The following is a 23,395-nucleotide window of genomic DNA, read 5'->3' as shown; positions in this document are numbered from 1 at the left end:
CGTCAGCGCGGGCTCCCTGGGCTCGACGGCTCGTAGCCGAGCAAGTGCTTGGTAGGTTAGCCTACAAGGGTGCAAGCAGTCGAGGAGTTCCGGGCTGAGGTCCGTGCATGGCTGGCCGACAACCTGGTCGGGGAGTTCGCCGAGCTCAAGGGCCTGGGGGGCCCGGGGCGCGAGCATGAGGCGTTCGAGGAGCGGATGGCGTGGAACCGCCATCTCGCCGACGCCGGGCTGACCTGCCTGGGCTGGCCGGTGGAACACGGCGGGCGCGGCCTGTCGGTGGCGCACCGGGTGGCGTTCTACGAGGAGTACGCCAAGGCTGACGCGCCGGACAAGGTCAACCACCTGGGCGAAGAGCTGCTGGGGCCGACCCTGATCGCCTTCGGCACGCCCGAGCAGCAGCAGCGTTTCCTGCCCGGTATTCGCAATGTCACCGAGCTGTGGTGCCAGGGCTATTCCGAGCCGGGCGCCGGCAGTGACCTGGCCAATGTGGCCACCACGGCCGTCCTCGACGGTGATCAGTGGGTCATTAACGGCCAGAAGGTCTGGACGTCACTGGCGCACCTGTCGCAGTGGTGCTTCGTGGTGGCCCGCACCGAGAAGGGCTCCAAGCGACACAACGGACTGTCTTACCTATTGGTGCCGTTGGACCAGCCCGGCGTCGAGATCCGGCCGATCGTGCAGCTCACCGGCACCTCGGAGTTCAACGAGGTGTTCTTCGACGACGCCCGCACCGACGCCGACCTGGTGGTGGGGGAGCCCGGTGACGGCTGGAAGGTCGCGATGGGCACGCTCACCTTCGAGCGTGGCGTGTCCACACTGGGTCAGCAGATCCGTTACGCCCGTGAGCTTTCCGCGCTCTCCGAGCTTGCCCAGCGCAACGGTGCCGCCGAAGACCCGTTGATCCGGGAGCGGTTGACCCGATCCTGGGTCGGCCTGCGGTCGATGCGGTCGTATGCGATGGCCACCATGGACGTCGAGCAGCCCGGCCAGGACAACGTTTCCAAGCTGCTGTGGGCCAACTGGCATCGCGACCTGGGTGAGCTGGCCATGGACATCATCGGACGTGACTCGATGGTGCTGCGCGACGGCGAGTTCGACGAGTGGCAGCGGCTCTACCTGTTCACCCGCTCGGACACCATCTACGGCGGGTCGAACGAGATTCAGCGCAACATCATCGCCGAGCGGGTTCTCGGCCTACCCCGGGAGGCAAAGGGATGAGCTCGAATTCGGATCTGTCCAAGACGCCGGAAGAGATCGCCGGCCACGGCCTCTTGGCAGGCAAGACGGTCCTGGTGACCGCGGCCGCCGGCACCGGGATCGGCTCCACGACCGCGCGGCGTGCGCTGCTCGAAGGCGCTGACGTGGTGGTCTCCGACTACCACGAGCGCCGCCTGGGCGAGACCCGCGACGAACTGGCCGGCCTCGGCCTGGGCCGGGTGGAGGCGGTGGTCTGCGACGTCACCTCCACCGCTGCGGTGGATGCACTGTTCGACGAGGCCGTGGCGAAGATGGGCCGGCTCGACGTGCTGGTCAACAACGCCGGGCTCGGCGGGCAGACCCCGGTGATCGACATGACCGACGACGAGTGGGACCGCGTGCTCAACGTGACCCTCACCTCGGTGATGCGGGCAACCCGGGCGGCGCTGCGCTACTTCCGCGGTGTCGAACACGGCGGGGTGATTGTCAACAATGCCAGCGTATTGGGTTGGCGTGCACAGCATTCGCAGTCGCACTACGCCGCGGCCAAGGCCGGCGTGATGGCCTTGACCCGGTGCAGCGCGATCGAGGCCGTCGAATACGGGGTGCGGGTCAACGCCGTCTCGCCGTCGATCGCCCGGCACAAGTTCTTGGAGAAGACCAGCTCGGCCGAACTGCTGGACCGCCTCGCTGACGGGGAGGCGTTCGGCCGGGCGGCCGAGCCGTGGGAGATCGCCACCACCATCGCGTTCTTGGCCAGCGACTACTCCAGTTACCTCACCGGCGAGGTCATCTCGGTTTCCAGCCAGCGCGCCTGATGCCATGACGCGCCGTGACGAACTCCTGAACCTGGCGGCGGCGATGATCGCCGAGCGTGGCCTGCGTGCCACGACCGTGCGTGACATCGCCGACGCCGCCGGGATCTTGTCCGGCAGTCTGTATCACCACTTCTCCTCCAAAGAGGAGATGGTCGACGAGGTGCTGCGCGACTTTCTGGACTGGCTGTTCGCCCGCTACCAGCAGATCATCGACAGCGAAACCGATCCGCTGGAGCGACTCAAGGGACTGTTCCTGGCCTCGTTCGACGCGATCGAGCATCGGCACGCCCAGGTCGTCATTTACCAGGACGAAGCCAAGCGGCTGTCGTCTCACGAACGGTTCTCCTACGTCGACGAACGCAACCGTCAGCAACGTAAGATGTGGCTTGACGTGCTGGCGCAGGGCATTGAAGCGGGAATCTTCCGACCCGACCTCGACGTCGACCTGGTCTATCGCTTCATCCGCGACACCACCTGGGTATCGGTGCGCTGGTACCAGCCGGGTGGCCCACTGACCGCCGAACAAGTCGGCAGACAATACCTCGCCATCGTGCTGGGTGGTATCACCAAAGAAGGAGTCTGAAATGGCCGCACAAGTTTCTGAAGCGTATGTCATCGACGCCGTTCGCACCGCCGTCGGCAAGCGCAACGGATCGCTGGCCGGCGTCCACCCGATCGACTTGGGCGCGTTGGCCTTTCGCGGTCTGCTGGACCGCGTCGGCGTAGACCCGGCGGCCGTCGATGATGTGATCGCCGGCTGCGTGGACGCCGTCGGTGGCCAGGCCGGCAACATCGGCCGGCTCGCGTGGCTGGCGGCCGGCTTCCCCGAAGGGGTTCCCGGGGTGACCGTCGACCGGCAGTGCGGTTCCAGCCAGCAGGCCATCTCGTTCGGCGCGCAGGCGATCATGTCGCGCACCGCGGACCTGATCGTGGCCGGCGGCGTGCAGAACATGAGCCAGATCCCGATCTCGTCGGCAATGGTCGTCGGCGAGCAGTTCGGCTTCACCTCCCCGACCAACGAGTCGAAGAAGTGGCTGGAACGCTACGGGGACGAAGAGGTCTCGCAGTTCCGCGGCGCCGAGATGATCGCCGAGCGCTGGGATATCTCCCGCGAGGACATGGAGCGCTTCGCACTGCAGAGCCACCAGCGGGCGTTCGCCGCGATCGCCGAGGGCCGTTTCGACAACGAGATCATTGACGTCGATGGTTTCCGGGTCGACGAGTGCCCGCGTGAGTCCACGCTGGAGAAGATGGCGGGTCTCAAGACGCTGGTCGAGGGTGGCCGGCTGACCGCTGCGCTCTCCAGCCAGATCTGTGACGGCTCGGCTGCGGTGCTGCTGGCCTCAGAAAGCGCAGTGCGGGAGCACAACCTGAAGCCGCGCGCCCGCATCCACCACATCAGCGCCCGTGGTGATGACCCGGTGATCATGCTGACCGGCCCGATTCCGGCCACCCGCTACGCGCTGGAGAAGACCGGGCTCGGAATCGACGATATTGATGTTGTTGAGATCAACGAGGCGTTTGCTCCGGTGGTGCAGGCCTGGATGAAGGAGTTCCCGATCGACCCGGCCAAGGTCAATCCCAACGGTGGGGCGATCGCGCTGGGCCACCCGCTGGGGGCGACCGGTGCCAAGTTGTTCACCACCATGCTCAACGAACTGGAGCGCACCGGCGGCCGATACGGTTTGCAGACGATGTGCGAAGGCGGGGGCACCGCTAACGTCACGATCATCGAGCGCCTCGGCGGCTAAAATCGGTTTCTATGGAAACACCGACTCCGTCGGCACCAGGGGGGCGCCGGATTCGCGGACTCGACGCTGATCAGCGCCGAGCTCAGCGCCGTGAGCAACTCCTGACCGCAGCGTTCGAATTGTTTGCCCGGGACGGTTACGTCAATACCTCGATCGAGCAGATCTGCCAAACGGCCTACGTCGGCAACAAGGCGTTCTATGAGCTGTTCGACAGCAAGGAAGACTGCTACCTGGCGCTGATGAACGAGATCGGCGACCGCATCGAGGCAAGGGTCGAGGAGGAGTTGCACCACGGCGCTCCCGACGAGACCGAAGAGGCGACGGTGCGGCGTGTCCTGACGGTGTTCGCCCATGAGCTGGTTGTCGACCCTCGAGTGGCTGTCGTTGCGTTCCGGGAAAGCACCGGAATCTCGCCGCGGGTCGAGGCGCAACGGCGGGCCAACCGCAAGTGGGCCGCGAATTTCATCGAGTCGTTCTGGCGCAGCAAGGCCCAACCCGGGGAGCCGGCCGACTACCGGGCGATGGCGGTGGCCACCGTTGGGGGTCTGTTCGAGATCGTCGCTGACTTCCTGTACCAGAACGACCCGCCGCGGTCGATCGACGACCTCACGCATGACCTCACCGCGTTCCTGATCACCGTCAGCAACGGGATCCATCTGCCCGCCCAGGCGAGCTGAAGCCGCGTAGTCGCCGCCTCACCCGACCAGACCGGCGATGATGTCGTCGACCGTTCGCCCTGCCAGCGCGTCCAGGTCGGGGCGGGGGGCGCCGCGCAGTGGCCCGCGCAGGGCCAGCTCGGCGAATCCGTGCACCGCCGACCAGCACGGCCACTCCGCGCCGGCGCGCCGGTTCGCGTGCAGCACACCGGCATCGGCCATCGCATCGAGTGCGTCGACCAGCGCGCGAAACGGTGGGGGGACTCCGTCGTTGTCGATCGAGGTGACCCCGGAGCCGCTCGGCTTGTGCGCCGGCTCCAGTTTCGCCTCTCCTCCGTCGAGGCTCGCTGAACCGCCGAAGAAGGCCACGGTGAACCACCCGGGCTCGTCCAACGCGAACCCGATGTAGCCGAGTCCGACTGCGCGGAGCTGGTTGCGTGCCCGGTTCTGTGGTGAGCCTCGTCGGCTCACCGGTAGGAGCATGCGTGCGGCCATCCGGTCTCCGATGGCGATCGCGACGGCCCTCAACAGTGCCTCGCGGTCGGCAAAGTGGCGGTACGCGGCGTTAGGGGAGACCCCGACTCGCCGGGTCGCCTCCCGGACCGTGAGAGCCTCTGGACCGCCGAGCCGGGTCAGCTGCAGGCCGGCGTCGATCAGCGCCGCGCCCAGGTCGCCATGGTGATAACCGGTCTTAGTCGCAGTCACCTCTTGACAGCCCCCTCGGGTCCAAGTGTACGGTGTGAACATAGCCAATGTAGACGCCGTACACATACCAATGGGGGTTTTCGCCGATGACGGGTTTCAAGGCGCCGCCGGTCGTGGATCACCAGACCTGGCAACGAGAACTCGACGCGTTACGCGTCCGGGAAAAGGCGGCCACCCACGAACTCGACGCGATCGCGGCGCTGCGCCGGCGTCTGCCCATGGTCGCCATGGACGACTATGTGCTCGAGGGCGAGCGGGGGCCCGTGCGCCTGCCTGAGGTGTTCGAGGGCAAGAGTCAACTGATCGTCTACCACCACATGTGGACGCCCGGCCAGGAATGGCAGTGCCCGGGGTGCACCGGCTACACCGCGCAATTCACCCGACTCGACTTCCTCGACGCCTATGACGCACGGTTCGTCATCGTCACGCAGGGGCCGATCGACGAAGCGATCGCGTACAAGCGGCGAGTCGGCAACCAGATGGCTTGGTACAGCACCGCCAACAGCCCGTTCGGGACTGATGTCGGCGTGCCGCCGGGCGGCCAGTTCGCAGTGAATGTCTTTCTGCGCCAAGGTGACGCGGTCTACCGCACGTGGTTCACCAACCACCGCGGGGTTGAACAACTCAGCCACGTGTTTCCGCTGATCGACGTGCTGCCCTATGGGCGTCAGGAGCAGTGGCAGGACTCGCCCGACGGCTGGCCGCAGGGCCCCACCTACAGTCGCTGGGCCAGCTCGCCGGAGATCGCTCAGCTATACGGCTCGAATTCGTAGTTTTCCCAATCCATCCCAACCCCGAAGGAGCATGATGAGCACTGCCAAGATCGGCCTGAAGACGATCAACCTGGTATGTGTGCCGACCGTTGAGCAGGACAAGGCGGTGGCGTTCTACGAGTCGCTGGGATTCGAGAAGCGAACCGACGAAGAATTCGGTGGCGGCTACCGGTGGATCGAGGTCTACCCGCCCGAGGGGAACACCGGGATCGCGCTGGCCCCGCCGCCGCCGGAGAGCGGTCCGGTCGAGCCGGTGGTCACCGGGATCACCCTGACCACCGACGACATCGAAGCCACGCACGCCGCGATACGTGAGCTCGGGGTCGACGTGGATGACCAGGTGGCCCGGATGGGCGACCCGGTTCCGCCGATGTTCTGGCTTCGTGACCCGACCGGGCACACCCTGATGGTGGTCGAGGCCTAGCCGCCCGCCTAACCCGCGCCCCTCCGCCGAGTTGCAATCTCACGACGCTGTCACCGCGTGTCGTGTCGTGAGATTGCCACTCGCGCCCTGTGGATGGGTGTCAGCGTGCTGCGCGCGACCTCCGGCACGCTTTCGGACCATGGAGGAACCGGCCTGGCCATTCCTGGGGCAGGAGGCGCTGGCTGCCAAGGCCCTCCCCGAGCGGGCGATGCGGGCGCTCTACGAACCGGTCTACCCGGGCGTCTACACGCCATCGGGCATCACGCTGACGGCGCGACAACGGGCGGTCGCGGCGTGGTTGTGGTCCCGCCGCCGCGGCGTGGTCGCCGGCAACTCCGCCGCCGCACTCCTCGGCGCGAAGTGGATGAGTGACGCGCTGAACGCCGAGCTCGTGCACGACAACCGCCAGCCCCCGCCGAAGCTCGTCGTGTACCGAGACACCCTCAATCCGGGCGAGGTGACGACCGTCGACGGGATTGCAGTCACCAGCCCGGCACGCACCGCCTTCGACATCGGCCGGCGAACCAGGTCGCGGCCTGCTGCCGTCCAGCGCCTTGACGCGCTGGCGAGAGCCACCGGGATCGGAATCGCCGACGTCGAGGCAGTCATCTCCGCGCATCGCGGGGCACGGGACCTGAACCGGCTGCGCGCGGTGCTGCCGCTTATAGACAGCGGGGCCGAGTCTTATCAGGAGAGCCGCGTCCGGCTGGTGTTGATCGACGCCGGGTTGCCGCGCCCGGAGACCCAGATCGTGGTCTGCGACGACTACGGGCAATTCGTGGGCCGGGTCGATATGGGCTACCGGGAGCTGAAGGTCGGAATCGAATACGACGGTGCGCAGCATTGGACCGACCCGACGCAACGGCAGCGTGACATCGACCGCCAGGTGGCACTGGCCGAGGCGGGCTGGGTGATCATTCGGGTCAGCTCGGAGCTGCTGCGCTACCGGCGGGCGACGCTGATTGGTCGGGTCGAGCACGCGATGTACGCCGCCGGCTGGGCCCGACCCTCCGCGAGCGGCAATCTCGCGACGCCGCCGCGGGGTGTCGCGTCGTGAGATTGGCGCTCAGGCGATGTGGGACGAGGCGGCCTTCAAGTGCTCGACGGCCTCGTCGACGATCGAGCTGATCAGCTCGGCGCAGGACGGCAGGCTGTCCAGGATGCCGGCCACCTGGCCCGAGGCCAGCACGCCGGCTTCGGTGTTGCCTTCCACCAGGCCGGCCTTGAGCAGCATCGGGGTGTTGGCGGCCATCAGCACCTGCGACCAGGTGAGTTCCTTGCCGTGCCGCATCGCTAGCCCGTCTTTGACCATGGTCGGCCAGCTCATCTGCGACATCTTCTTGAACTTGGCCGCGTTGCGAATAGCGGCGCTGAAACCGCGTGCCCGCGAACCGCTTTCGAGCTTCTCCACCAGTTCGGTGCGCAGCACCCGGTGCGGCATGCCGTCGACTCGGGTGGAGACCACGGTGCCGCTCAGGTCGGCGGCCAGGTAGCGCTGCTTGACCGCGTCCGGAACGGTGGAATCGCTGGTCAGCAGGAACCGGGTGCCCATCGCGACACCGGTCGCACCATAGGACAGCGCGGCGGCCAGGCCGCGGCCGTCGAAGAACCCGCCGGCGGCGATCACCTGGACCCCGGTACCGGCGACGGCGTCAAGCACCGACGGCAACAGCAGTGTGGTGGCGACCGGGCCGGTGTGCCCACCGCCCTCGCCGCCCTGCACGATCACCGCGTCGGCGCCCCAGGACGCCACCTTCTTGGCGTGCTTGGCCGCACCGACCGACGGGATGACCACGGAGCCGGCCTCTTTGAGCTTGGCGATCAGCTCGGCCTTGGGCGCCAGCGCGAACGAGGCGACCTTGACGCCTTCGCGGATCATCAGATCCACCCGGTCGCCGGCGTCGGAGGCGTCGGCGCGGATGTTGACGCCGAACGGCTTGTCGGTGGCCGACTTCACCTTGGAGATCGCGGTGGCCAGCTCGTCGATGGTCATGGTCGCCGAGGCCAGGATGCCCAGTCCGCCGGCGTTGGCGGTGGCCGAAACCAATCGGGCGCCGGCCACCCAGCCCATCCCGGTCTGCACCACCGGGTGTTCGATGCCGACCAGTTCGGTCAGCGGGGTGCGCAGGCGGCTCACGCCCTTACCTCTTTGTCCCGCAGCGACTTCGGGTCGATGATCTCGCGGATAAGGCGCAGTTCCTCGAACTCGGGCAACCGGGTCGTCGCGGCGTCGGCCAGGCCGTGCACCTCGAAGGAGGTGTTCTCGGTGACCTCGTCGGCGGTGACGCCGGGGTGCAGCGAGACCGCACGCATCTGGTGGTCGGGGCCGTTGAAGTCGAACACCCCGAGGTTGGTCACCACGCCGCCCAGGTTGAAGAACCGGAACGCCGGGTTGGCCGGGTCGACCTTGTCGTAGCCGATGCCCGAGACGATGTCGACGGCCTCGCAGAACACCCGCGACGAGTGCGCGCCCACCCAGTAGCTGGTGGTGTGGTTGATGGTGTTTCCGGGTGCGCCGCGGACCCCGAACATCTGCCGGGTGGGCTGCTGCAGCGGACCGAACGCCGACAGGTTCTGGTTGCCGTAGCGGTCGATCTGGTTGGCGCCCATGATCACATGGCGCCGGCCCCACGACAGGGTCTCGAAGACCCGGTTGAACGGCATCCAGCCTTCCAGCGGCCCGACCTTGCCGATCGCCGGGGTGTCGGCCAGGATGCGGGCCTCCCCGTCGGTGAGCACAAGGTCGGGGGCGAAGGTCAGGCGGGCCAGCCGGGCGCCGACCGAGGGCACCGTAGCCATGGGTGAGGCCATGATCTCGCCGGCGTCGCGGAACAGTTCGGCACAGGCGACGGCGCAGATCTCGGCGCGAGTGGGTGAGTCGGTCATGCTTGTGCCTCCGCTCCGAATGCCTTAACCGCCGCCTGGTAGTCGTCTTCGCTACCGGACAGGTAGGTGGCCTTGAATTCCGCCCAGGTCTCGTCGGACTTGGCGGCTTCGGCGTAGTGCCGCTGGAACTTCTCGTCGCGGCCGTAATCGGCTGCCCCGATGGTGAAGTGGGCTCCATTCGGGGCCTCCACCACCTTGTCCACCATCATCCGGTTGATCACCTGGGTCTGCGGCGACGTGCTGGAGATCAGCTCTTCGGTGGGCACGATCTTCTCCACCGACAGGAACCGGCGCTGCGCCGACATCAGGAACAGGTCGTCGAAGTACGGGTCGATCCCGGTGTAGGCGGCGTTGCCGCGCTCATCGCCGATGTTCATGTGCACGAACGCGGCATCCAGGTTCAGCGCCGGCATCGCGACCAGGGTCTCGTGGCCGCCCTCAACGGGGTACGGCGACACCACGGTCTTGAGTTCACCCTCCCAGAAGTCGATCACCGAGCTGCCCAGCCCGGCGCGGATCGGCAGGAACGGCAGCCGCTGGGCGGCGGCCTGCAGGCCGCAGCGCAGCATGCCCTCGTCCATTTCGCGGGCCTCGATGGCCCCGGTGGTCCGGGCCTTGGAGAACCACGGGTCGTAGAACGGGGGAGAGTCCAGGGAAACAAAGCCGTAGTAGGCCCGGCGCACCTTGCCCGCCGAACACAGCAGGCCCAGATCGGGTCCGCCGTAAGTCACTACGGTCAGATCCTTGACGTCGGTGCGCAGGATGGCGCGGACGAACGCCATCGGCTTGCGGCGAGAGCCCCAGCCGCCGATACCGATCGTCATGCCGTCGCGCAGTTCGGCGACGGCGTCGTCGAGAGTCGTTACTTTGCTCATTTCTTGGCGCCCTTCTCGGTCCCGGCGAACTCGTCGCGGTGCTCGTCGGCGACACCGGAGAGGTTGAGTTCAAAGGTGAAGCCCTGCTCCATGCGGTAGCTGGAATTGACCTTCTGCACGTCGATGAGGTTGAGGGCTTCCTTGGCCGCCCGGATCACCCGGGTGTCCTTCGACGCGATGTCGCGGGCCACCCGCAGCGCGGCCTCGTCGAGCTCGGCGCGCGGGACCACCTCGTGCACCGAGCCGTACTGGTGCAGGGTGGCGGCGTTGACGGTGGCCGCGGTGTAGAACAGCCGGCGCATCATGTGCTGCGGCACCAGCCGGGAGAGGTGGGTGGCCGCACCGAGGGCGCCGCGCTCCACCTCGGGCAGGCCGAACTTGGCGTCGTCGGAGGCCACGATCACGTCGGCGTTGCCGACCAGGCCGATGCCGCCGCCGACGCAGAAGCCGTTGACTGCGGCGATCACCGGCACCGCGCACTCGTAGACGGCCTTGAATGCCGCGAAGCAACCGCGGTTGGCGTCGATCAGGGCGGTGAAGCCCTCGGTGTTCTGCATTTCCTTGATGTCCACACCGGCGTTGAAGCCGCGGCCCTCGGCGCGAAGGATCACCGCGTGGGTGGACATGTCGTTGCCGGCGGCGGTGATGATCTCGCCGAGCTCGAACCAGGCCCGCGACGGCAGGGCATTGACCGGCGGGTAGTCGACGGTGACCGCGACGATCCCCGGTTCGACGGTTTTGGATGTGATCGGCATGGGCGGACTTCCCTGTCGTGTTGGGGCCTTAGATACCTAAGCAAGCACTTGCTTGGTACGCTAGCACAGTGGGTGATGCGATCAACCTCGGATTGACCGGCAAGGTGGTCCTGGTGACCGGCGGAGTGCGCGGCGTCGGCGCAGGCATCAGCGCCGTCTTCGCTGATCAGGGCGCGACGGTGGTGACCTGCGCCCGGCGCCCGGTGGACGGCTCGCCGTATGAGTTCCATTCCTGCGACGTCCGCGACGACGACGCGGTGAAGGGCCTGATCGAGGCGATCGTGGCCACCCACGGCCGGATCGACATCGTGGTCAACAACGCCGGCGGGTCTCCGTTCGCACTGGCCGCGGATGCGTCGGCCAACTTCAGTCGCAAGATCATCGAGCTGAATCTGCTCAGTGCCCTGCTGGTGTCCACGCACGCCAACGCGGCCATGCAGACCCAGGACGGCGGCGGCTCGATCGTCAACATCACCAGTGTCAGCGGCCGTCGGCCGTCACCGGGCACCGCGGCCTACGGCGCGGCCAAGGCCGGGGTGGACAGCCTGACCACATCGTTGGCCGTCGAATGGGCGCCGAAGGTGCGGATCAACTCGATCGTGGTCGGCATGGTCGAGACCGAGCAGTCCGAGCTGTTCTACGGCGACGCCGAATCGGTGGCCGCCGTCGGCGCCACCGTACCGTTGGGGCGGTTGGCCAAGCCATCCGAAATCGGTTGGACAGCCGCATTTTTGAGTTCCGATCTGGCGTCCTATGTCACTGGCGCCAGCCTGACCGTGCACGGTGGCGGCGAGAACCCCGCCTACCTCGACGCATCCAGCGCGAACAAGTAAGTCGACCCCAAAAAAAGGAGACAGCACTGATGGGACTTCTTGACGGCCGCGTAGTCATCGTCACCGGAGCGGGCGGCGGAATCGGGCGGGCACACGCGCTGGCGTTTGCCGCTGAGGGCGCCCGGGTCGTGGTCAACGACATCGGTGTCGGCCTGGACGGTTCGCCGGCCGGTGGAGGCAGTGCTGCCCAGAGCGTGGTCGACGAGATCGTCGCAGCCGGCGGTGAAGCCGTCGCCAACGGCTCGAACGTCGCCGACTGGGGCCAGGCCGAGGCTCTGATCAAGCAGGCTGTCGACACCTACGGCACGCTCGACGTGCTGGTGAACAACGCCGGCATCGTCCGCGACCGGATGTTCGCCAACGCCACCGAAGAGGAATTCGACGCCGTCACTGCGGTGCATCTCAAGGGCCACTTCGCCACCATGAAGCACGCCGCCGCGTACTGGCGGGCCAAGTCCAAGTCCGGCGAAACGGTCGACGCCCGGATCATCAACACCAGCTCGGGCGCCGGCCTGCAGGGCAGTGTCGGGCAGGCCACCTACAGCGCCTCCAAGGCGGGCATCGCCGCGCTGACCCTGGTCGCCGCCGCTGAGATGGGCCGCTACGGCGTCACCGCCAACGCCATCGCGCCGTCGGCCCGTACCCGCATGACCGAGACTGTCTTCGCCGACATGATGGCCACCCAGGACGCAGCGTTCGACACCATGGCCCCGGAGAACGTCAGCCCGCTGGTGGTCTGGCTGGGCAGCATCGAGTCGCGTGATGTGACCGGCAAGGTCTTCGAGGTCGAAGGTGGCAAGATCCGCGTCGCCGAAGGTTGGGCGCACGGACCGCAGGCAGACAAGGGCTCCCGCTGGGACCCCGCCGAGCTGGGGCCGGTCGTCGCCGATCTGCTGGCCCAGGAACGGCCGCCGGTGCCGGTGTACGGGGCATAAGCCCCGCGCGGGTCTGCTGGCGACGGTGTCGGTGGCCGCTGCAGGATCCGGAGGTACCTGGGCTTAGCATGCGGTCTTGTCGCGCAGGAACCTAGCGCCTGCTGGTGCGGACATCAGAGCGACGTTAAGACCGATTCGCTGTCCCGGCGCGAACGCCTGCTACCGGCATCGTGCGATCTTGGTCACCTTCGAGCGGGGGACTGCAGCAAGGGGAATAAAGTCCCGAAGCGCGGACCTGCGGCGTTATCTGTGGGCGTCAATATTGTGATAGTTACTTAGCCGGACATCGATGCTTTGCTCCCCAACCCCCTCGAAAAGCAACGTAGTCTGTACTCGTTCTCGTTTTACGCGTCCGTTACTTTTTCATGTGCCTCTAAGGCTGGAGGATTCTGTGTCGGTGCTCGAAGCGGCGGAAAGCCCGCCGGCGGCAGCCCGGCGCCGACGCCATCCGCATCCCGGCGAGGGCGTACCGACCTTCGCGTGGCCCACCTTCGGTCTCGGGGTGGGTGCTTTGGTGGTGTTCGTGCTGGTGGCCGTCGGAGCGGCTCGCGGATCGCTTCCGGCCTGGGCTGCCATTCCGCTGAGCACCGCAGTCAGCTACGTGATGTTCTCGGTGGCCCATGAAGCCCTGCACCGCTCATTCTGCTCGGTGCGTTGGGTCAATGCGGTGGTCGGCCGGTTGGCCTGGCTGTTCGTGGTGCTCCCGTTCTCGTTGCCGTCTTTCGGCTACGTGCACGGCGAGCATCATCGGCACACCAACGACCCCGACCGCGATCCGGACATGTTCGCGACTCACGCGCCGGTTTGGCAACTGCCGTTCCGCTGGGCGCTGATGGATGTCTTCTACGCGTCTTGGTACACCCGCAGGCTGTGGGGCCGGATCCAGCATTCTTGGCGGCGTCCGCTGGCTGAGGTCGCGGAAACGGCACTGATGTTTCTCCTGACCGCCGCGATCGTCGGTGGCGCGATCGTCACCAACCACTTCTGGCTGTTCGCGGTGGTTGTGTTGATCCCGCAGCGCATCGGCATTTTCATCATTGGCTGGTCTTTCGACTGGCTGCCGCACCACGGGCTTGACGCCACACAGCGTGAGGACCGCTATCGCGCCAGCCGGCTTCGGGTCGGGATGGAATGGCTGATGGCCCCGCTGAGCCTGTCCCAGAACTACCACCTGGTCCACCACCTGCACCCGTGGTTGCCGTTCTACCGCTACCTGCAGGCATGGCGACGCAACGAGGAGCTCTACCTGGAGCACGACGTCGCCGTCAGCACCCTGCTTGGCCGGGAGCTCAACGCCGAGGAATACCGGCACTTGAAAAAGTGGGCGTACGTGGAGCCTGAGTCCCGGATCGCCTGATACGCCGGGTCAGCTATGTTGCGCCGCCATTTGGGCGAGTTGCAGGCGCGACGAGATGTTGAGCTTGGCGTAGATCCGGTTCAAGTGCGAATGCACAGTTCGGGGTGAGACGTTCAGTTGTGCAGCGATGTCTTTGTCTCGGAGACCGGCGCTGATGAGACGGACGACATTGCGTTCGGCCGCGGTCAGTGAGTCCCAACCACTGGACGGACGTTTGGACTTGGCTTTACCCTTTTCGTCGCCTCGGCACGCGTACGTGATGGCCTCAGTCGTAGTCAATGAATAGCCCTGAGCCCAACGCCGCTCAAAGTCGTTCTGCTGCATTGCTTCTCGCAGTTTCTTGACCGTGGTCTCGTAGTTGGCGTCGTAGACCTTGGCGCGGACCGCACCGGTGCGATTACGGGCACCAGCCGCTGAGCCCAACAGCCGTGCTGCATCGTGGGATCGCCCTGCGGCAGTGGCCACTGTCGCCAGGGATTCGAGCAGATCCGGGGTGGCCAGAATTGCTTCGGTGTCCGCCGCGATCGTCAGCGCCTCCCGCGCGTCTCGTTCGGCCTGTTCAAGCTCACCTTCGGCGATGGCCACTCGGCCACGTATCTCCAGCAGGAGTATCCGGTGGATACCCGAACTCACGGACAATGCCTCATCAGCCCAACGGCGAGCCGCGGCTAAGTCGCCGCGTGCCAGTGCCACTCGGGCGACCGGATTGCCGTTGATGGCCAGCAGTTGGGGCAGCGCACACGCGTCACACGCTGCATCAGCTGCCCTGGCCGCCCCGGGCACATCGCCGGCGGCCAACAAAGTGTCGGTCAGCGCGCCGAAGCTAAACGCGCGGTGGAAGTCGATCAGTTCGGCGGCGGCCTCGACGCAGGCGTCCGCCGCCGCACGCGCGCCGCGAGTATCGCCCTGGCATCCCAGCGCTTCGGCAAGCACCGTCAGACTCTGGGCACTGAACAAAGGGTCGTGCGCGGCCTCGGCTTCCGTCGCTACCGTTCGAGCCTGCTCGACGGCCATCGGGAGCTCGGCACGGTGAAGGTGCGCGATTCCCAAGCAAAGGCGGCATAGCCGGGAAACTGACCAGTCGCCAACGGCATCGGCGAGGGCGGATCCTCTTTCTGCGGCGAGCCGCAGCGTGTCGAGGTCACCGGCCACGAACGCCGAATACGCCTGTACGCCATATATCTGGCTCAACCGCCAGTTGTCGTTCAATGCGGGGGACAGTGCGATGGCCTGCTCGAAGTAGGGCAGGGCGAGTTCGGGACTGTAGCTACAGGTGAAGCCGCAGGCGGCCAGGGCCCAGGCGAGCAGACCGGGCTCGTCGAGGTCGCGGGCGATCGCGACCGCTTCCTCTGCTTGTTGAGCCTGCCCGTAGTGTCCGATCAACGCGTCAAAGATCGCTTTGTCCGCGAGCGTGCGGGCACGCGCGCCAGGCGCCATCGTGGCGCCAACGGCGAGCAGCGCGTTGAACCATGCCAGTCCTTCCAAGGTCCGGCTGTGGATCCACAGTGGGAGCAGCGAGGACGCGAGACGCGCGGCAAGCTCTAGCTCGCCATGGTCGCGGCTCCAGGTGAAGGCGGCCCTGAGGTTGTCGATCTCCAGTTCCGCCTGCGCGATGTGCCAGCCGTATCCGGCGGTCACCTCGGAGCCGAACAGGTCTGTGTAGTGATCACGGTGGCGCGCCCGGATAGTGTCGGATTCCCCGGCCTTCTCGAGCTTTTCCGAGGCGTACTGCTGCACGGTCTGCAACATCCGGAAGCGCGTCGACTCCCCGGTGCTGTCGGCTATCACCAGCGATTTGTCCACCAACTGGGTGAGTTTGTCGATGATCAGTCCGCGCGGCAGGTCGGTACCCCCGGCGACCGCGTGGGCGGCGTCAAGGTCGAAGCCGCCCCGGAATGGTGCCAAACGGCGAAACACCACGCGCTCGGGTTCGCTCAACAAGTCATGCGACCAGTCTTCTGATGCCCGCAGGGTCTGCTGGCGTGGAACCACCGTGCGCGCGCCACCGGTCAACAGTTGGAAGCGCTCGTCGAGCCCGTCGGCGATCTCGGCCAGTGACAACGCCCGAACTCGCGTCGCGGCGAGTTCGATGGCCAACGGCACCCCGTCTAGGCGCCGACAGATTTCGGTCACCAAAGCGGCGTCACCATCTGTGTCGATGAAACTTGGCCGGACCAGTCGAGCGCGTTGCCGGAACAACTCGACAGCCTCGTCGCCGAGTGAGAGCGATGGGGTTTTCCAGGTCACTTCGCCGGCCACCCCGATAGGTGCCCGACTCGTCGCCAGGATGGTCAGCTCTGCACCGGTGGCCAACAGCGTGCTGGTCAACTCCGCGCACCCGTCCAGCAGATGCTCACAATTGTCCAGCACCAGCAGCAATTGTCGGTCGGCGATGAAACGCACCAGGGCGTCGACCGGGGAGCGGTCCGATCGATCCGGCAGGCCCAACATGTGTGTCACGCGTTCCGGAAGCAGATCCGGGTCGGCGATCGGCGCCAGATCGACGCACCATGCCCCGTCGCGGAATCGGTCGACAAACTCCTCGGCCAGTTGCAGCGCCAGCCGCGTCTTGCCGACTCCGCCGGAACCGGTCAGCGTCACCAGACGGTTGCCATCGACCAGCCGACGCAGCTCGGTCAGCTCCGCGTGGCGTCCGACGAAACTCGTCAGGGGTGTCGGGAAGTAAGGCTCGTGCACCGCATTTCCGGTTCGAAGCGGCGGAAAGTCGGTGGGAAGTTCGCGATGGCAGAGCTGCGCTACCCGTTCGGGATACGGTATGCCGCGCAGTCGAAACACGCCCAGATCGATCAGCCAAGCCCCTCGCGGGAGTCGATCAGCCAGCAACGGCTGGGCGGTCTCCGACAACAACGTCTGACCACTATGGGCCAGATCGCACAATCGTGCAGCGCGATTCACCAGCGACTGCGGGTGCGCACTGGGCTCGGCCACCGAGACCTCGGTGGCGTGCAGGGCGATCCGCGGACGGATCGGCGCCCAGGGGGCGTGCTGCAGGGCGATGGCACAAGCGGCCGCATCGCTGGCATCGGCGAACCCGACGGCGAACTTGTCTTTGTGGTCCTGCTCCACCAGCCGTTCACCACGGTGGGCGGTAACCACTTCTGCGAGTGTGCTTTTCAGCCACGAGAGTCCGCTGGTCAACGACTCCGTCGGGGGCTGCCATTGCGGCCGGGAGTCTCCGGGGCTGACCACGAGGACTGTTCGTGGGGAAGGTGGCGAAAGTGCCACATCCGCGTTGGACATCATCTACCGTCTCTCCGAGGCAAGGATGCTCGCGCTAGCGGGCAAGCTCTCCATTCCCCCCGGATGGATCGGCTGTGCATCCGTGCAGTTGTGCAGTCGTAAGGCTCGCTTCCCATCATCTAGGTACTTTTACCGCTAAGTTACCGGCCAGTCTCGGCAACGATACCAGCGCGATTTCGGCAGTTAATCGATGTTCTGGGGGAGGGGGGAGAGCACGCTTTCGCAGAGGGGTACCGGCGGCAACAGCATTGCCGGCGCGACCGGTGCCGATGCGGTTGAATCGGCTTCTGCTCCGCCGAGGCAGGCAGGTCAGACGCCGGCGGTCTCGCGTTGGCTACTCGGATTCGTAGCTCGGTTACGTGCGGATGAGGCGGCAGGTGACGATGCGCTGAGCACGTCGTTCATGGCCGCGGCCGGTTGCCCGTTCTGGCCAGTGTCCAGCTGCCCAGCGAGTTACCCGGGACCTCGATGGCCCCGATCCCGGACAGCAGCGGTTCAGCGGCGCTGCTAGGGCTCGCAGATGACGATCGGGATCTCCCGATCGGTCCAGGCCCGGTAGTTGACGAAGTCGGGGTACATCTTGTCGAGCTTGGGCCAGTAGGCGGCCCGCTCGGCCTCGCTGGCGTCGCGGGCACGCAGGATGAGCACCTCGCTGCGGATCCGGAATGACACCTGCGGGTTGGCCTTCAGGTTCAGGTACCACATCGGGTTGGTGGCGCGCCCGCCCTGGGAAGCCACCAGGATCACCCGGTCACCCTCGCGAAGAAACAACAGCGGGGATTCCCGCGGCTGACCCGACTTGCGCCCGGTGGTGGTGAGAATGCCGACCTCGGGAACCTCGCCGAAGTGCTTGGTACCCAACCGCCACTTACCGCCGACCCGGCCGCCGGTTGCCTTGTAGGCCCAGGTGTTGGCCCGCGACATCCACTTGATCACCGTCCCGGTGACCGGCGAATCCAGTGACTTCGGCTTCTCTGGTGTGTCTGGGTTGCTCACTGGCTCACTCTAACGGTGAATGAACGGACGAATCCCCGCGCGGATGTGGTGAATCACGGCGGTGCCGTCGGGGCTGTCGGCGGGGATCCGGAAAACCTCGTCGACATGCGAGCAGACCCGGACCCCGAATAGCGACGGCTTGGTGATGATGTCGTAGATCGCCCGCACGTCATCGCCTTCGATGCTGTACTTCGGCAGCGTGGCCGCCGAGATCAGCCGGAACTGCGGACCGCGGTTGAGGCTGCGGCGCAAGTGATTTCCCGAGAAACCGGTCTTGAGGCCGACCTCGATGCGGACGCAGTCGCTGCTGAACGGGACCGCCGAGGCGTCGTGACTGACCAGCGCGTCGATGTAGGCCTGCGCCGCCGCGATGCGGTCTGACTCCGGAACCGACGCCACTAGATGCGCTCGATGATGGTGCCGGTGGACAGCGCCCCGCCGGCACACATGGTGATCAGCGCTGTCGACTTGTCGGTGCGCTCGAGCTCGTGCAACGCCGTGGTGATCAGCCGGCTGCCGGTGGAACCCACCGGGTGGCCCAGCGCGATCGCCCCGCCATTGACGTTGACCCGGTCCATGTCCGGCTTGTGCACCGCGGCCCAGGACAGCACCACCGAGGCGAACGCCTCGTTGATCTCGACCAGGTCGATGTCGCCCATCTTCATCCCGGCCTTCTCCAGCACCCGGGCCGTGGACTGCACCGGGCCGTCCAGGTGGTAGTAGGTCTCGGAGCCGACGTTGGCCTGGCTGACGATGCGGGCTCGCGGCTTCAACCCGAGCGCCTTGGCTTTGTCTTCATCCATCCACAGCACCGCGGCGGCGCCGTCAGAGATCTGCGACGAGGTACCGGCGGTGTGAATGCCGCCCTCTATGACGGGGTTCAGCGCCGCGAGGCCCTCTGCCGTGGTGTCACGCAGGCCCTGGTCGCGGCTGACGATGTTCAGCTCGGAGGTGGGCTGCTTGTTCTCGTCGATCACCGGAGCCTCGATCGGGGAGATCTCCCGGTCGAACCGTCCCTCGGCCCAGGCCTGCTTGGCCAGCTGCTGGGACCGCAGCCCCAGTGCGTCCACGTCGGCGCGGGTGATGCCCCGACGCTTGGCGATGCGCTCGGCGGCCTCGAACTGGTTGGGCAGGTCGATGTCCCACGACGCTGCGCGCGCACCGCCGCCGTTGGCGCCCAGCGGCACGCGGCTCATCGCCTCGATGCCGCAGGCGATGCCGATGTCGATGGCGCCGGTCGCGATGAGGCCGGCGATCAGGTGGTTGGCCTGCTGGGCGCTGCCGCACTGGCAGTCGATGCTGGTGGCGCCGACATGCTCGGGCAGCCCGGCCACCAGCCAGGACTGCCGGGTGACGTTGTTGCCCTGCTCGCCGAACTGCGTGACGCAGCCGCCGATGACCTGCTCGACGCTGCCGGCGTCAATCCCGGCCTTGGCAACCAAGGCCTTCTGCACCGCCCCGAGAAGTTCGGTGGCGTGCAGGCCGGACAACCAGCCATTACGTTTACCGATGGGGCTGCGGGTGGCTTCGACGATGACAGGATTACCCATGCGGCCAGGCTAGAACACGTTTCATTAGTCTGACAAGCGACGATGCAGCACCGCCTTTGATCTGCGGTCGGGCCGTGTTTCAATGGTCGCAATCAGGCACTAGACGGCGTTGTTCGGCGTCGTCGAACCGACTAACAGATCACTCTAGGAGTAGGCACATGGGCTGCCCCGCCATCCCCAGCGACTTCGACTTCCTCGACTCCGAGATGAGCCTGAAGGGCCTCCCGGTCAAGGAACTCGCCGAGCTGCGTAAGTCCGAACCGGTGCGTTGGGTCGACGTTCCGGGCGGCACCGGAGGCTTTGGCGACAAGGGTTACTGGCTGGTGACCAAGCACAAGGACGTCAAGGACGTCTCGCTGCGCAGCGACGTCTTCTCCAGCGCCATGAACGGCGCGATCCCGGTCTGGCCGCAGGAGATGACCCGCGAGGCCGTCGACCTGCAGCGCGCGGTCCTGCTGAACATGGACGCACCGCACCACACCCGGCTGCGCAAGATCATCTCCCGGGGCTTCACCCCCCGCGCCCTCTCGCGGCTCGAGGACGAGCTGAAGGCCCGGGCGCAGAAGATCGCTCAGACCGCGGCGGCGTCCAACACCGGTGACTTCGTCGAGCAGGTGTCCTGCGAGCTGCCGCTGCAGGCCATCGCCGAACTGCTCGGTGTGCCCCAGGACGACCGGGACAAGTTGTTCCGCTGGTCCAACGAGATGACCGCCGGCGAGGACCCGGAGTACGCCGACGTCGACCCGGCGATGTCGTCGTTCGAGGTCATCACCTACGCCATGAAGATGGCCGAGGAGCGGGGCAAGAACCCCACCGACGACATCGTGACCAAGCTGATCCAGGCCGACATCGACGGCGAGAAGCTCAGCGATGACGAGTTCGGCTTCTTCGTCATCATGCTGGCCGTTGCCGGCAACGAGACCAGTCGCAACTCGATCACACACGGCATGGTCGCGTTCTCGCAGAACCCCGACCAGTGGGAGTTGTTCAAGCGGGAGCGGCCGCAGACCGCCGTCGACGAGATCATTCGTTGGGCCACCCCGGTTTCGGCGTTCCAGCGCACGGCCAGCGAAGACACCGAGATCGACGGCGTCAAGATCAAGGCCGGCGAGCGCGTGGTGATGTCCTACCGCTCGGCCAACTTCGACGAGGAGGTGTTCGACGACCCGTTCACCTTCAACATCCTTCGCGACCCCAACCCGCACGTCGGCTTCGGCGGCACCGGGGCGCACTACTGCATCGGCGCCAACCTGGCCCGCCTGACCATCAACCTGATCTTCAACGCGGTCGCCGATCACATGCCCGACCTGAAGCCGATGGGCGACCCGGAGCGGCTGAAGTCCGGCTGGCTCAACGGCATCAAGCACTGGCCGGTCGACTACTCGGGTGCGTGCCCGGTCGCGCACTGAGCACACTGACGGCCTAGACGAATCAAGGAGGATTCGGGTGGATTTCACACCGAACCCGGAGCAGCAGGCTGTCGCCGATGTGGTGACGTCGGTGCTCGACCGTGACAACACCTGGGATGCGCTGGTAGCCGGCGGGGTCGCGGCGCTGGGCGTGCCGGAGCGACTCGGCGGCGACGGTCTGGGCCTGTCGGAGCTGGCCACCGCGCTGACCGAGATCGGCCGTCATGGCACCACCGGTCCTGCGCTGGCAACTTTGGGGCTGGGGTTGATCCCGCTGCTGGACCTGGCGTCCGACAGCCAGCAGGACCGGTATCTGTCGGGGGTGCCCGCCGGCGCGGTGCTCTCGGCCGCGCTGAACGAGCCCGGACGACAGCTGCCGGAGCACCCCAAGACCAGCTTTGCGGGCGGCAAGCTCAACGGCACCAAGACCGGTGTTCCCTATGCCCAGACGGCGAAATGGTTGGTCGTCACGGCTGACAAGGCGGTGGTGGTCGTCGCCCCGGACGCCGACGGCGTCACGGTCACCAAGACACCGACCTCCAACGGATCCGACGAATACGTGGTGACGTTCGCCGACGTCGCGATCGAGGACGCCGACGTGCTCGACGGCGCCAGCGTTACCCGAGTCAACCAGTTGGTGCTGGCCGCCACCGGAGCGTTCGCGGCCGGGCTGGTGGCCGGTGCCCTGCGGTTGACCGCCGACTACGTCGCCACCCGCGAGCAGTTCGGCCGTCCCCTGTCGACGTTCCAGACCGTGGCCGCGCAGCTTTCTGAGGTCTACATCGCCTCGCGGACCATTGACTTGCTGGCTACGTCAGCGATTTGGCGGTTGGCCCAAGGTCTGGACGCCGGCGAAGACCTCGGCATCCTGGGCTACTGGCTGACATCGCAGGCTGCACCGGCCATGCGACTCTGCCACCACCTGCACGGCGGCATGGGTATGGACATCACCTACCCGATGGACCGCTACTACTCCTCGATCAAAGACTTGACCCGGCTGTTGGGTGGTCCCGTGCACCGCCTCGATCTGGTGGGAGCGTAAATGTTCATCGACCTGACACCCGAGCAGCGGGCGCTGCAAGCCGAACTGCGCGAGTACTTCTCGACCCTCATCACGCCCGAAGAGGCGCAGGCGATGGAGTCGGATCGGCACAACGAGGCCTACCGTGCCGTGATCAAGCGGATGGGCAGCGACGGCAAGTTGGGCGTCGGCTGGCCCAAGGAGTACGGCGGCCTGGGATTCGGTCCCGTCGAGCAGCAGATCTTCATCAACGAAGCCAACCGGGCCGACATCCCGTTGCCGATGGTCACCTTGCAGACCGTCGGCCCCACGCTGCAATTGCTCGGCACCGAAGCGCAGAAGAAGAAGTTCCTGCCTGGAATTCTTTCCGGCGACGTGCATTTCGCGATCGGCTACTCCGAACCCGACGCCGGTACGGATCTCGCCTCACTGCGCACGACCGCGGTCAAGCACGGTGACGAATACATCGTCAACGGGCAGAAGATGTGGACCACCGGCGCCCACGACGCCGACTACATCTGGCTGGCCTGCCGAACCGACCCGACCGCTGCCAAGCACAAGGGCATCTCGATTCTCATCGTCGACACGAAGGATCCCGGATACTCCTGGACTCCGATCATCCTGTCCGATGGGGCCCATCACACCAACGCGACGTACTACAACGACGTGCACGTACCCGCCGACATGCTGGTCGGCGAGGAGAACGGCGGCTGGAAGCTGATCACGACTCAGCTCAACCACGAGCGCGTCGGTCTGGGTCCGGCTGGTCGCATCGCCGGCATCTACGACCAGGTACACCGCTGGGCGTCCAAGCCTGGTTCGGACGGCGTTACGCCGATCGAGCACGACGACGTGAAACATCTGCTGGCGCAGATCAAGTCGATCTGGCGTATCAACGAGTTGCTCAACTGGCAGGTGGCGGCCTCGGGCGAGAACATCGCCGTCGCCGACGCTGCGGCCACCAAGGTGTTCTCCACCGAGCGGATCCAGGAAGTCAATCGCCTCGCTGAGGAGATCGTCGGCCGATTCGGCAACCCGGCGGACCCCGAGACCGCCGAAGTCCTGGTCTGGCTGGACAAGATGGCCAAGCGCAACCTGGTGATCACCTTCGGCGGCGGCGTGAACGAGGTCATGCGCGAGATGATCGCCGCTTCTGGGCTGAAGGTTCCGCGGGTGTCACGATGAGTCGAGGA

General features: G+C 66.3%; 23 protein-coding genes. 14 read left to right on the top strand and 9 right to left on the bottom strand.

The annotated features are described in order from the left end of the window. Nucleotides 1-69: 69 nt before the first annotated feature. The 5 genes from ipdE1 to ACKY0X_RS20085 are packed head-to-tail and all read left to right on the top strand — an operon-like array spanning nucleotide 70 to nucleotide 4,443. A complete protein-coding gene (ipdE1, locus tag ACKY0X_RS20105) occupies nucleotides 70-1,218 on the top strand; it encodes an acyl-CoA dehydrogenase IpdE1 (RefSeq protein ID WP_409427429.1) in 1,149 nt (382 codons plus the stop codon). Beyond that, nucleotides 1,215-2,015, top strand: coding sequence for a (5R,7aS)-5-hydroxy-7a-methyl-1-oxo-2,3,5,6,7,7a-hexahydro-1H-indene-carboxyl-CoA reductase (ipdF, locus tag ACKY0X_RS20100; protein ID WP_409427428.1), 801 nt, complete (start codon nucleotides 1,215-1,217; stop codon nucleotides 2,013-2,015). Before ipdE1 ends, ipdF begins: the two co-directional genes overlap by 4 nt. A 4-nt stretch (nucleotides 2,016-2,019) precedes the next feature. Continuing rightward, nucleotides 2,020-2,598, top strand: a complete 579-nt coding sequence (gene kstR2, locus ACKY0X_RS20095; RefSeq protein ID WP_409427427.1) for a TetR family transcriptional regulator KstR2 — start codon at nucleotides 2,020-2,022, stop codon at nucleotides 2,596-2,598. Between the two features lies 1 nt (nucleotide 2,599). Beyond that, the gene (gene fadA6 / locus ACKY0X_RS20090; RefSeq protein WP_409427426.1) at nucleotides 2,600-3,766 is read left to right on the top strand and encodes a steroid 3-ketoacyl-CoA thiolase FadA6; all 1,167 of its coding nucleotides are present in this window, start codon (nucleotides 2,600-2,602) and stop codon (nucleotides 3,764-3,766) included. A gap of 11 nt (nucleotides 3,767-3,777) precedes the next feature. Then, entirely contained in the window at nucleotides 3,778-4,443 is a 666-nt protein-coding gene (locus ACKY0X_RS20085; RefSeq protein WP_409427425.1) for a TetR/AcrR family transcriptional regulator, read from the top strand. 18 nt (nucleotides 4,444-4,461) lie between these two features. Here ACKY0X_RS20085 and ACKY0X_RS20080 read toward each other — a convergent pair whose 3' ends face one another. Beyond that, nucleotides 4,462-5,127: a TetR/AcrR family transcriptional regulator gene (locus tag ACKY0X_RS20080; RefSeq protein ID WP_409427424.1), complete on the bottom strand. Its 666-nt coding sequence runs from the start codon at nucleotides 5,125-5,127 to the stop codon at nucleotides 4,462-4,464. Nucleotides 5,128-5,213: 86 nt separating this feature from the next. Here ACKY0X_RS20080 and ACKY0X_RS20075 point away from each other — a divergent pair, with 86 nt between their 5' ends. The 3 genes from ACKY0X_RS20075 to ACKY0X_RS20065 all read left to right on the top strand — a co-directional run bounded on the left by ACKY0X_RS20075 (nucleotide 5,214) and on the right by ACKY0X_RS20065 (nucleotide 7,381). Then, nucleotides 5,214-5,900: a DUF899 domain-containing protein gene (locus ACKY0X_RS20075; RefSeq protein WP_409427423.1), complete on the top strand. Its 687-nt coding sequence runs from the start codon at nucleotides 5,214-5,216 to the stop codon at nucleotides 5,898-5,900. A 31-nt stretch (nucleotides 5,901-5,931) separates the two neighbouring features. Then, complete coding sequence (locus ACKY0X_RS20070) at nucleotides 5,932-6,324, top strand: VOC family protein (protein WP_065039190.1); 393 nt, start codon at nucleotides 5,932-5,934, stop codon at nucleotides 6,322-6,324. 139 nt (nucleotides 6,325-6,463) lie between these two features. After that, nucleotides 6,464-7,381, top strand: a complete 918-nt coding sequence (locus ACKY0X_RS20065) for a DUF559 domain-containing protein (RefSeq protein ID WP_409427422.1) — start codon at nucleotides 6,464-6,466, stop codon at nucleotides 7,379-7,381. Between the two features lie 9 nt (nucleotides 7,382-7,390). Here ACKY0X_RS20065 and ipdC read toward each other — a convergent pair whose 3' ends face one another. From ipdC to echA20, 4 genes are read right to left on the bottom strand one after another with little or no spacing between them, the layout of a single operon-like run. Continuing rightward, the gene (gene ipdC, locus ACKY0X_RS20060) at nucleotides 7,391-8,461 is read right to left on the bottom strand and encodes a (3aS,4S,5R,7aS)-5-hydroxy-7a-methyl-1-oxo-octahydro-1H-indene-4-carboxyl-CoA dehydrogenase (protein ID WP_409427421.1); all 1,071 of its coding nucleotides are present in this window, start codon (nucleotides 8,459-8,461) and stop codon (nucleotides 7,391-7,393) included. Next, nucleotides 8,458-9,210, bottom strand: a complete 753-nt coding sequence (ipdB, locus tag ACKY0X_RS20055; protein WP_409427420.1) for a cholesterol ring-cleaving hydrolase subunit IpdB — start codon at nucleotides 9,208-9,210, stop codon at nucleotides 8,458-8,460. The genes ipdC and ipdB overlap by 4 nt, the downstream gene beginning before the upstream one ends. Further along, nucleotides 9,207-10,085, bottom strand: coding sequence for a cholesterol ring-cleaving hydrolase subunit IpdA (gene ipdA / locus ACKY0X_RS20050; RefSeq protein WP_409427419.1), 879 nt, complete (start codon nucleotides 10,083-10,085; stop codon nucleotides 9,207-9,209). The genes ipdB and ipdA overlap by 4 nt, the downstream gene beginning before the upstream one ends. Then, the gene (gene echA20, locus ACKY0X_RS20045; RefSeq protein ID WP_409427418.1) at nucleotides 10,082-10,840 is read right to left on the bottom strand and encodes a (7aS)-7a-methyl-1,5-dioxo-2,3,5,6,7,7a-hexahydro-1H-indene-carboxyl-CoA hydrolase; all 759 of its coding nucleotides are present in this window, start codon (nucleotides 10,838-10,840) and stop codon (nucleotides 10,082-10,084) included. The genes ipdA and echA20 overlap by 4 nt, the downstream gene beginning before the upstream one ends. A 68-nt stretch (nucleotides 10,841-10,908) precedes the next feature. Here echA20 and ACKY0X_RS20040 point away from each other — a divergent pair, with 68 nt between their 5' ends. The 3 genes from ACKY0X_RS20040 (at nucleotide 10,909) to ACKY0X_RS20030 (ending at nucleotide 13,965) form a co-directional block, all read left to right on the top strand. Continuing rightward, on the top strand, nucleotides 10,909-11,673 hold the full coding sequence (locus tag ACKY0X_RS20040) for an SDR family oxidoreductase (protein ID WP_409427417.1): 765 nt from the start codon (nucleotides 10,909-10,911) through the stop codon (nucleotides 11,671-11,673). A 29-nt stretch (nucleotides 11,674-11,702) separates the two neighbouring features. Then, complete coding sequence (locus ACKY0X_RS20035; RefSeq protein ID WP_409427416.1) at nucleotides 11,703-12,608, top strand: SDR family oxidoreductase; 906 nt, start codon at nucleotides 11,703-11,705, stop codon at nucleotides 12,606-12,608. A gap of 391 nt (nucleotides 12,609-12,999) precedes the next feature. After that, nucleotides 13,000-13,965: a fatty acid desaturase gene (locus ACKY0X_RS20030; protein WP_409427415.1), complete on the top strand. Its 966-nt coding sequence runs from the start codon at nucleotides 13,000-13,002 to the stop codon at nucleotides 13,963-13,965. Between the two features lie 9 nt (nucleotides 13,966-13,974). Here ACKY0X_RS20030 and ACKY0X_RS20025 read toward each other — a convergent pair whose 3' ends face one another. From ACKY0X_RS20025 to ACKY0X_RS20010, 4 genes are all read right to left on the bottom strand, one after another. Beyond that, entirely contained in the window at nucleotides 13,975-17,082 is a 3,108-nt protein-coding gene (locus ACKY0X_RS20025; protein WP_409427414.1) for a helix-turn-helix transcriptional regulator, read from the bottom strand. 651 nt (nucleotides 17,083-17,733) lie between these two features. Beyond that, nucleotides 17,734-18,150, bottom strand: a complete 417-nt coding sequence (locus tag ACKY0X_RS20020; protein ID WP_409429712.1) for a nitroreductase family deazaflavin-dependent oxidoreductase — start codon at nucleotides 18,148-18,150, stop codon at nucleotides 17,734-17,736. An 81-nt stretch (nucleotides 18,151-18,231) separates the two neighbouring features. After that, nucleotides 18,232-18,621: a hypothetical protein gene (locus tag ACKY0X_RS20015; RefSeq protein ID WP_409427413.1), complete on the bottom strand. Its 390-nt coding sequence runs from the start codon at nucleotides 18,619-18,621 to the stop codon at nucleotides 18,232-18,234. Beyond that, entirely contained in the window at nucleotides 18,621-19,772 is a 1,152-nt protein-coding gene (locus ACKY0X_RS20010) for a steroid 3-ketoacyl-CoA thiolase (RefSeq protein ID WP_409427412.1), read from the bottom strand. The genes ACKY0X_RS20015 and ACKY0X_RS20010 overlap by 1 nt, the downstream gene beginning before the upstream one ends. A 158-nt stretch (nucleotides 19,773-19,930) precedes the next feature. Between ACKY0X_RS20010 and ACKY0X_RS20005 the strand changes: the two genes are divergently transcribed. The 3 genes from ACKY0X_RS20005 to fadE29 are packed head-to-tail and all read left to right on the top strand — an operon-like array spanning nucleotide 19,931 to nucleotide 23,387. After that, the gene (locus ACKY0X_RS20005) at nucleotides 19,931-21,181 is read left to right on the top strand and encodes a cytochrome P450 (protein ID WP_409427411.1); all 1,251 of its coding nucleotides are present in this window, start codon (nucleotides 19,931-19,933) and stop codon (nucleotides 21,179-21,181) included. Between the two features lie 37 nt (nucleotides 21,182-21,218). After that, a complete protein-coding gene (locus ACKY0X_RS20000; protein WP_409427410.1) occupies nucleotides 21,219-22,223 on the top strand; it encodes an acyl-CoA dehydrogenase family protein in 1,005 nt (334 codons plus the stop codon). Beyond that, nucleotides 22,224-23,387 (top strand): acyl-CoA dehydrogenase FadE29, encoded by a 1,164-nt coding sequence (gene fadE29 / locus ACKY0X_RS19995; RefSeq protein WP_065039177.1) that lies wholly within the window; start codon nucleotides 22,224-22,226, stop codon nucleotides 23,385-23,387. Nucleotides 23,388-23,395 lie beyond the last annotated feature (8 nt).

The sequence above is a fragment of the Mycobacterium sp. SMC-11 genome (assembly GCF_046250095.1).
GTDB lineage: Bacteria > Actinomycetota > Actinomycetes > Mycobacteriales > Mycobacteriaceae > Mycobacterium > Mycobacterium heraklionense_A.
This window is presented reverse-complemented; position numbering and strand designations above follow the sequence as displayed.

Bases quoted from the DNA above. Each gene is read 5' to 3' on its own strand.
- ipdB (WP_409427420.1), bottom strand. From the start codon at position 9,210: ATGACCGACTCACCCACTCGCGCCGAGATCTGCGCCGTCGCCTGTGCC.
- ACKY0X_RS20010 (WP_409427412.1), bottom strand. From the start codon at position 19,772: ATGGGTAATCCTGTCATCGTCGAAGCCACCCGCAGCCCCATCGGTAAA.
- ACKY0X_RS20065 (WP_409427422.1), top strand. From the start codon at position 6,464: ATGGAGGAACCGGCCTGGCCATTCCTGGGGCAGGAGGCGCTGGCTGCC.
- ACKY0X_RS20085 (WP_409427425.1), top strand. From the start codon at position 3,778: ATGGAAACACCGACTCCGTCGGCACCAGGGGGGCGCCGGATTCGCGGA.
- ACKY0X_RS20020 (WP_409429712.1), bottom strand. From the start codon at position 18,150: ATGTCGCGGGCCAACACCTGGGCCTACAAGGCAACCGGCGGCCGGGTC.
- ACKY0X_RS20075 (WP_409427423.1), top strand. From the start codon at position 5,214: ATGACGGGTTTCAAGGCGCCGCCGGTCGTGGATCACCAGACCTGGCAA.
- ipdA (WP_409427419.1), bottom strand. From the start codon at position 10,085: ATGAGCAAAGTAACGACTCTCGACGACGCCGTCGCCGAACTGCGCGAC.
- fadA6 (WP_409427426.1), top strand. From the start codon at position 2,600: ATGGCCGCACAAGTTTCTGAAGCGTATGTCATCGACGCCGTTCGCACC.
- kstR2 (WP_409427427.1), top strand. From the start codon at position 2,020: ATGACGCGCCGTGACGAACTCCTGAACCTGGCGGCGGCGATGATCGCC.
- ACKY0X_RS20070 (WP_065039190.1), top strand. From the start codon at position 5,932: ATGATGAGCACTGCCAAGATCGGCCTGAAGACGATCAACCTGGTATGT.
- ACKY0X_RS20035 (WP_409427416.1), top strand. From the start codon at position 11,703: ATGGGACTTCTTGACGGCCGCGTAGTCATCGTCACCGGAGCGGGCGGC.
- fadE29 (WP_065039177.1), top strand. From the start codon at position 22,224: ATGTTCATCGACCTGACACCCGAGCAGCGGGCGCTGCAAGCCGAACTG.
- ipdF (WP_409427428.1), top strand. From the start codon at position 1,215: ATGAGCTCGAATTCGGATCTGTCCAAGACGCCGGAAGAGATCGCCGGC.
- ACKY0X_RS20005 (WP_409427411.1), top strand. From the start codon at position 19,931: ATGGGCTGCCCCGCCATCCCCAGCGACTTCGACTTCCTCGACTCCGAG.
- echA20 (WP_409427418.1), bottom strand. From the start codon at position 10,840: ATGCCGATCACATCCAAAACCGTCGAACCGGGGATCGTCGCGGTCACC.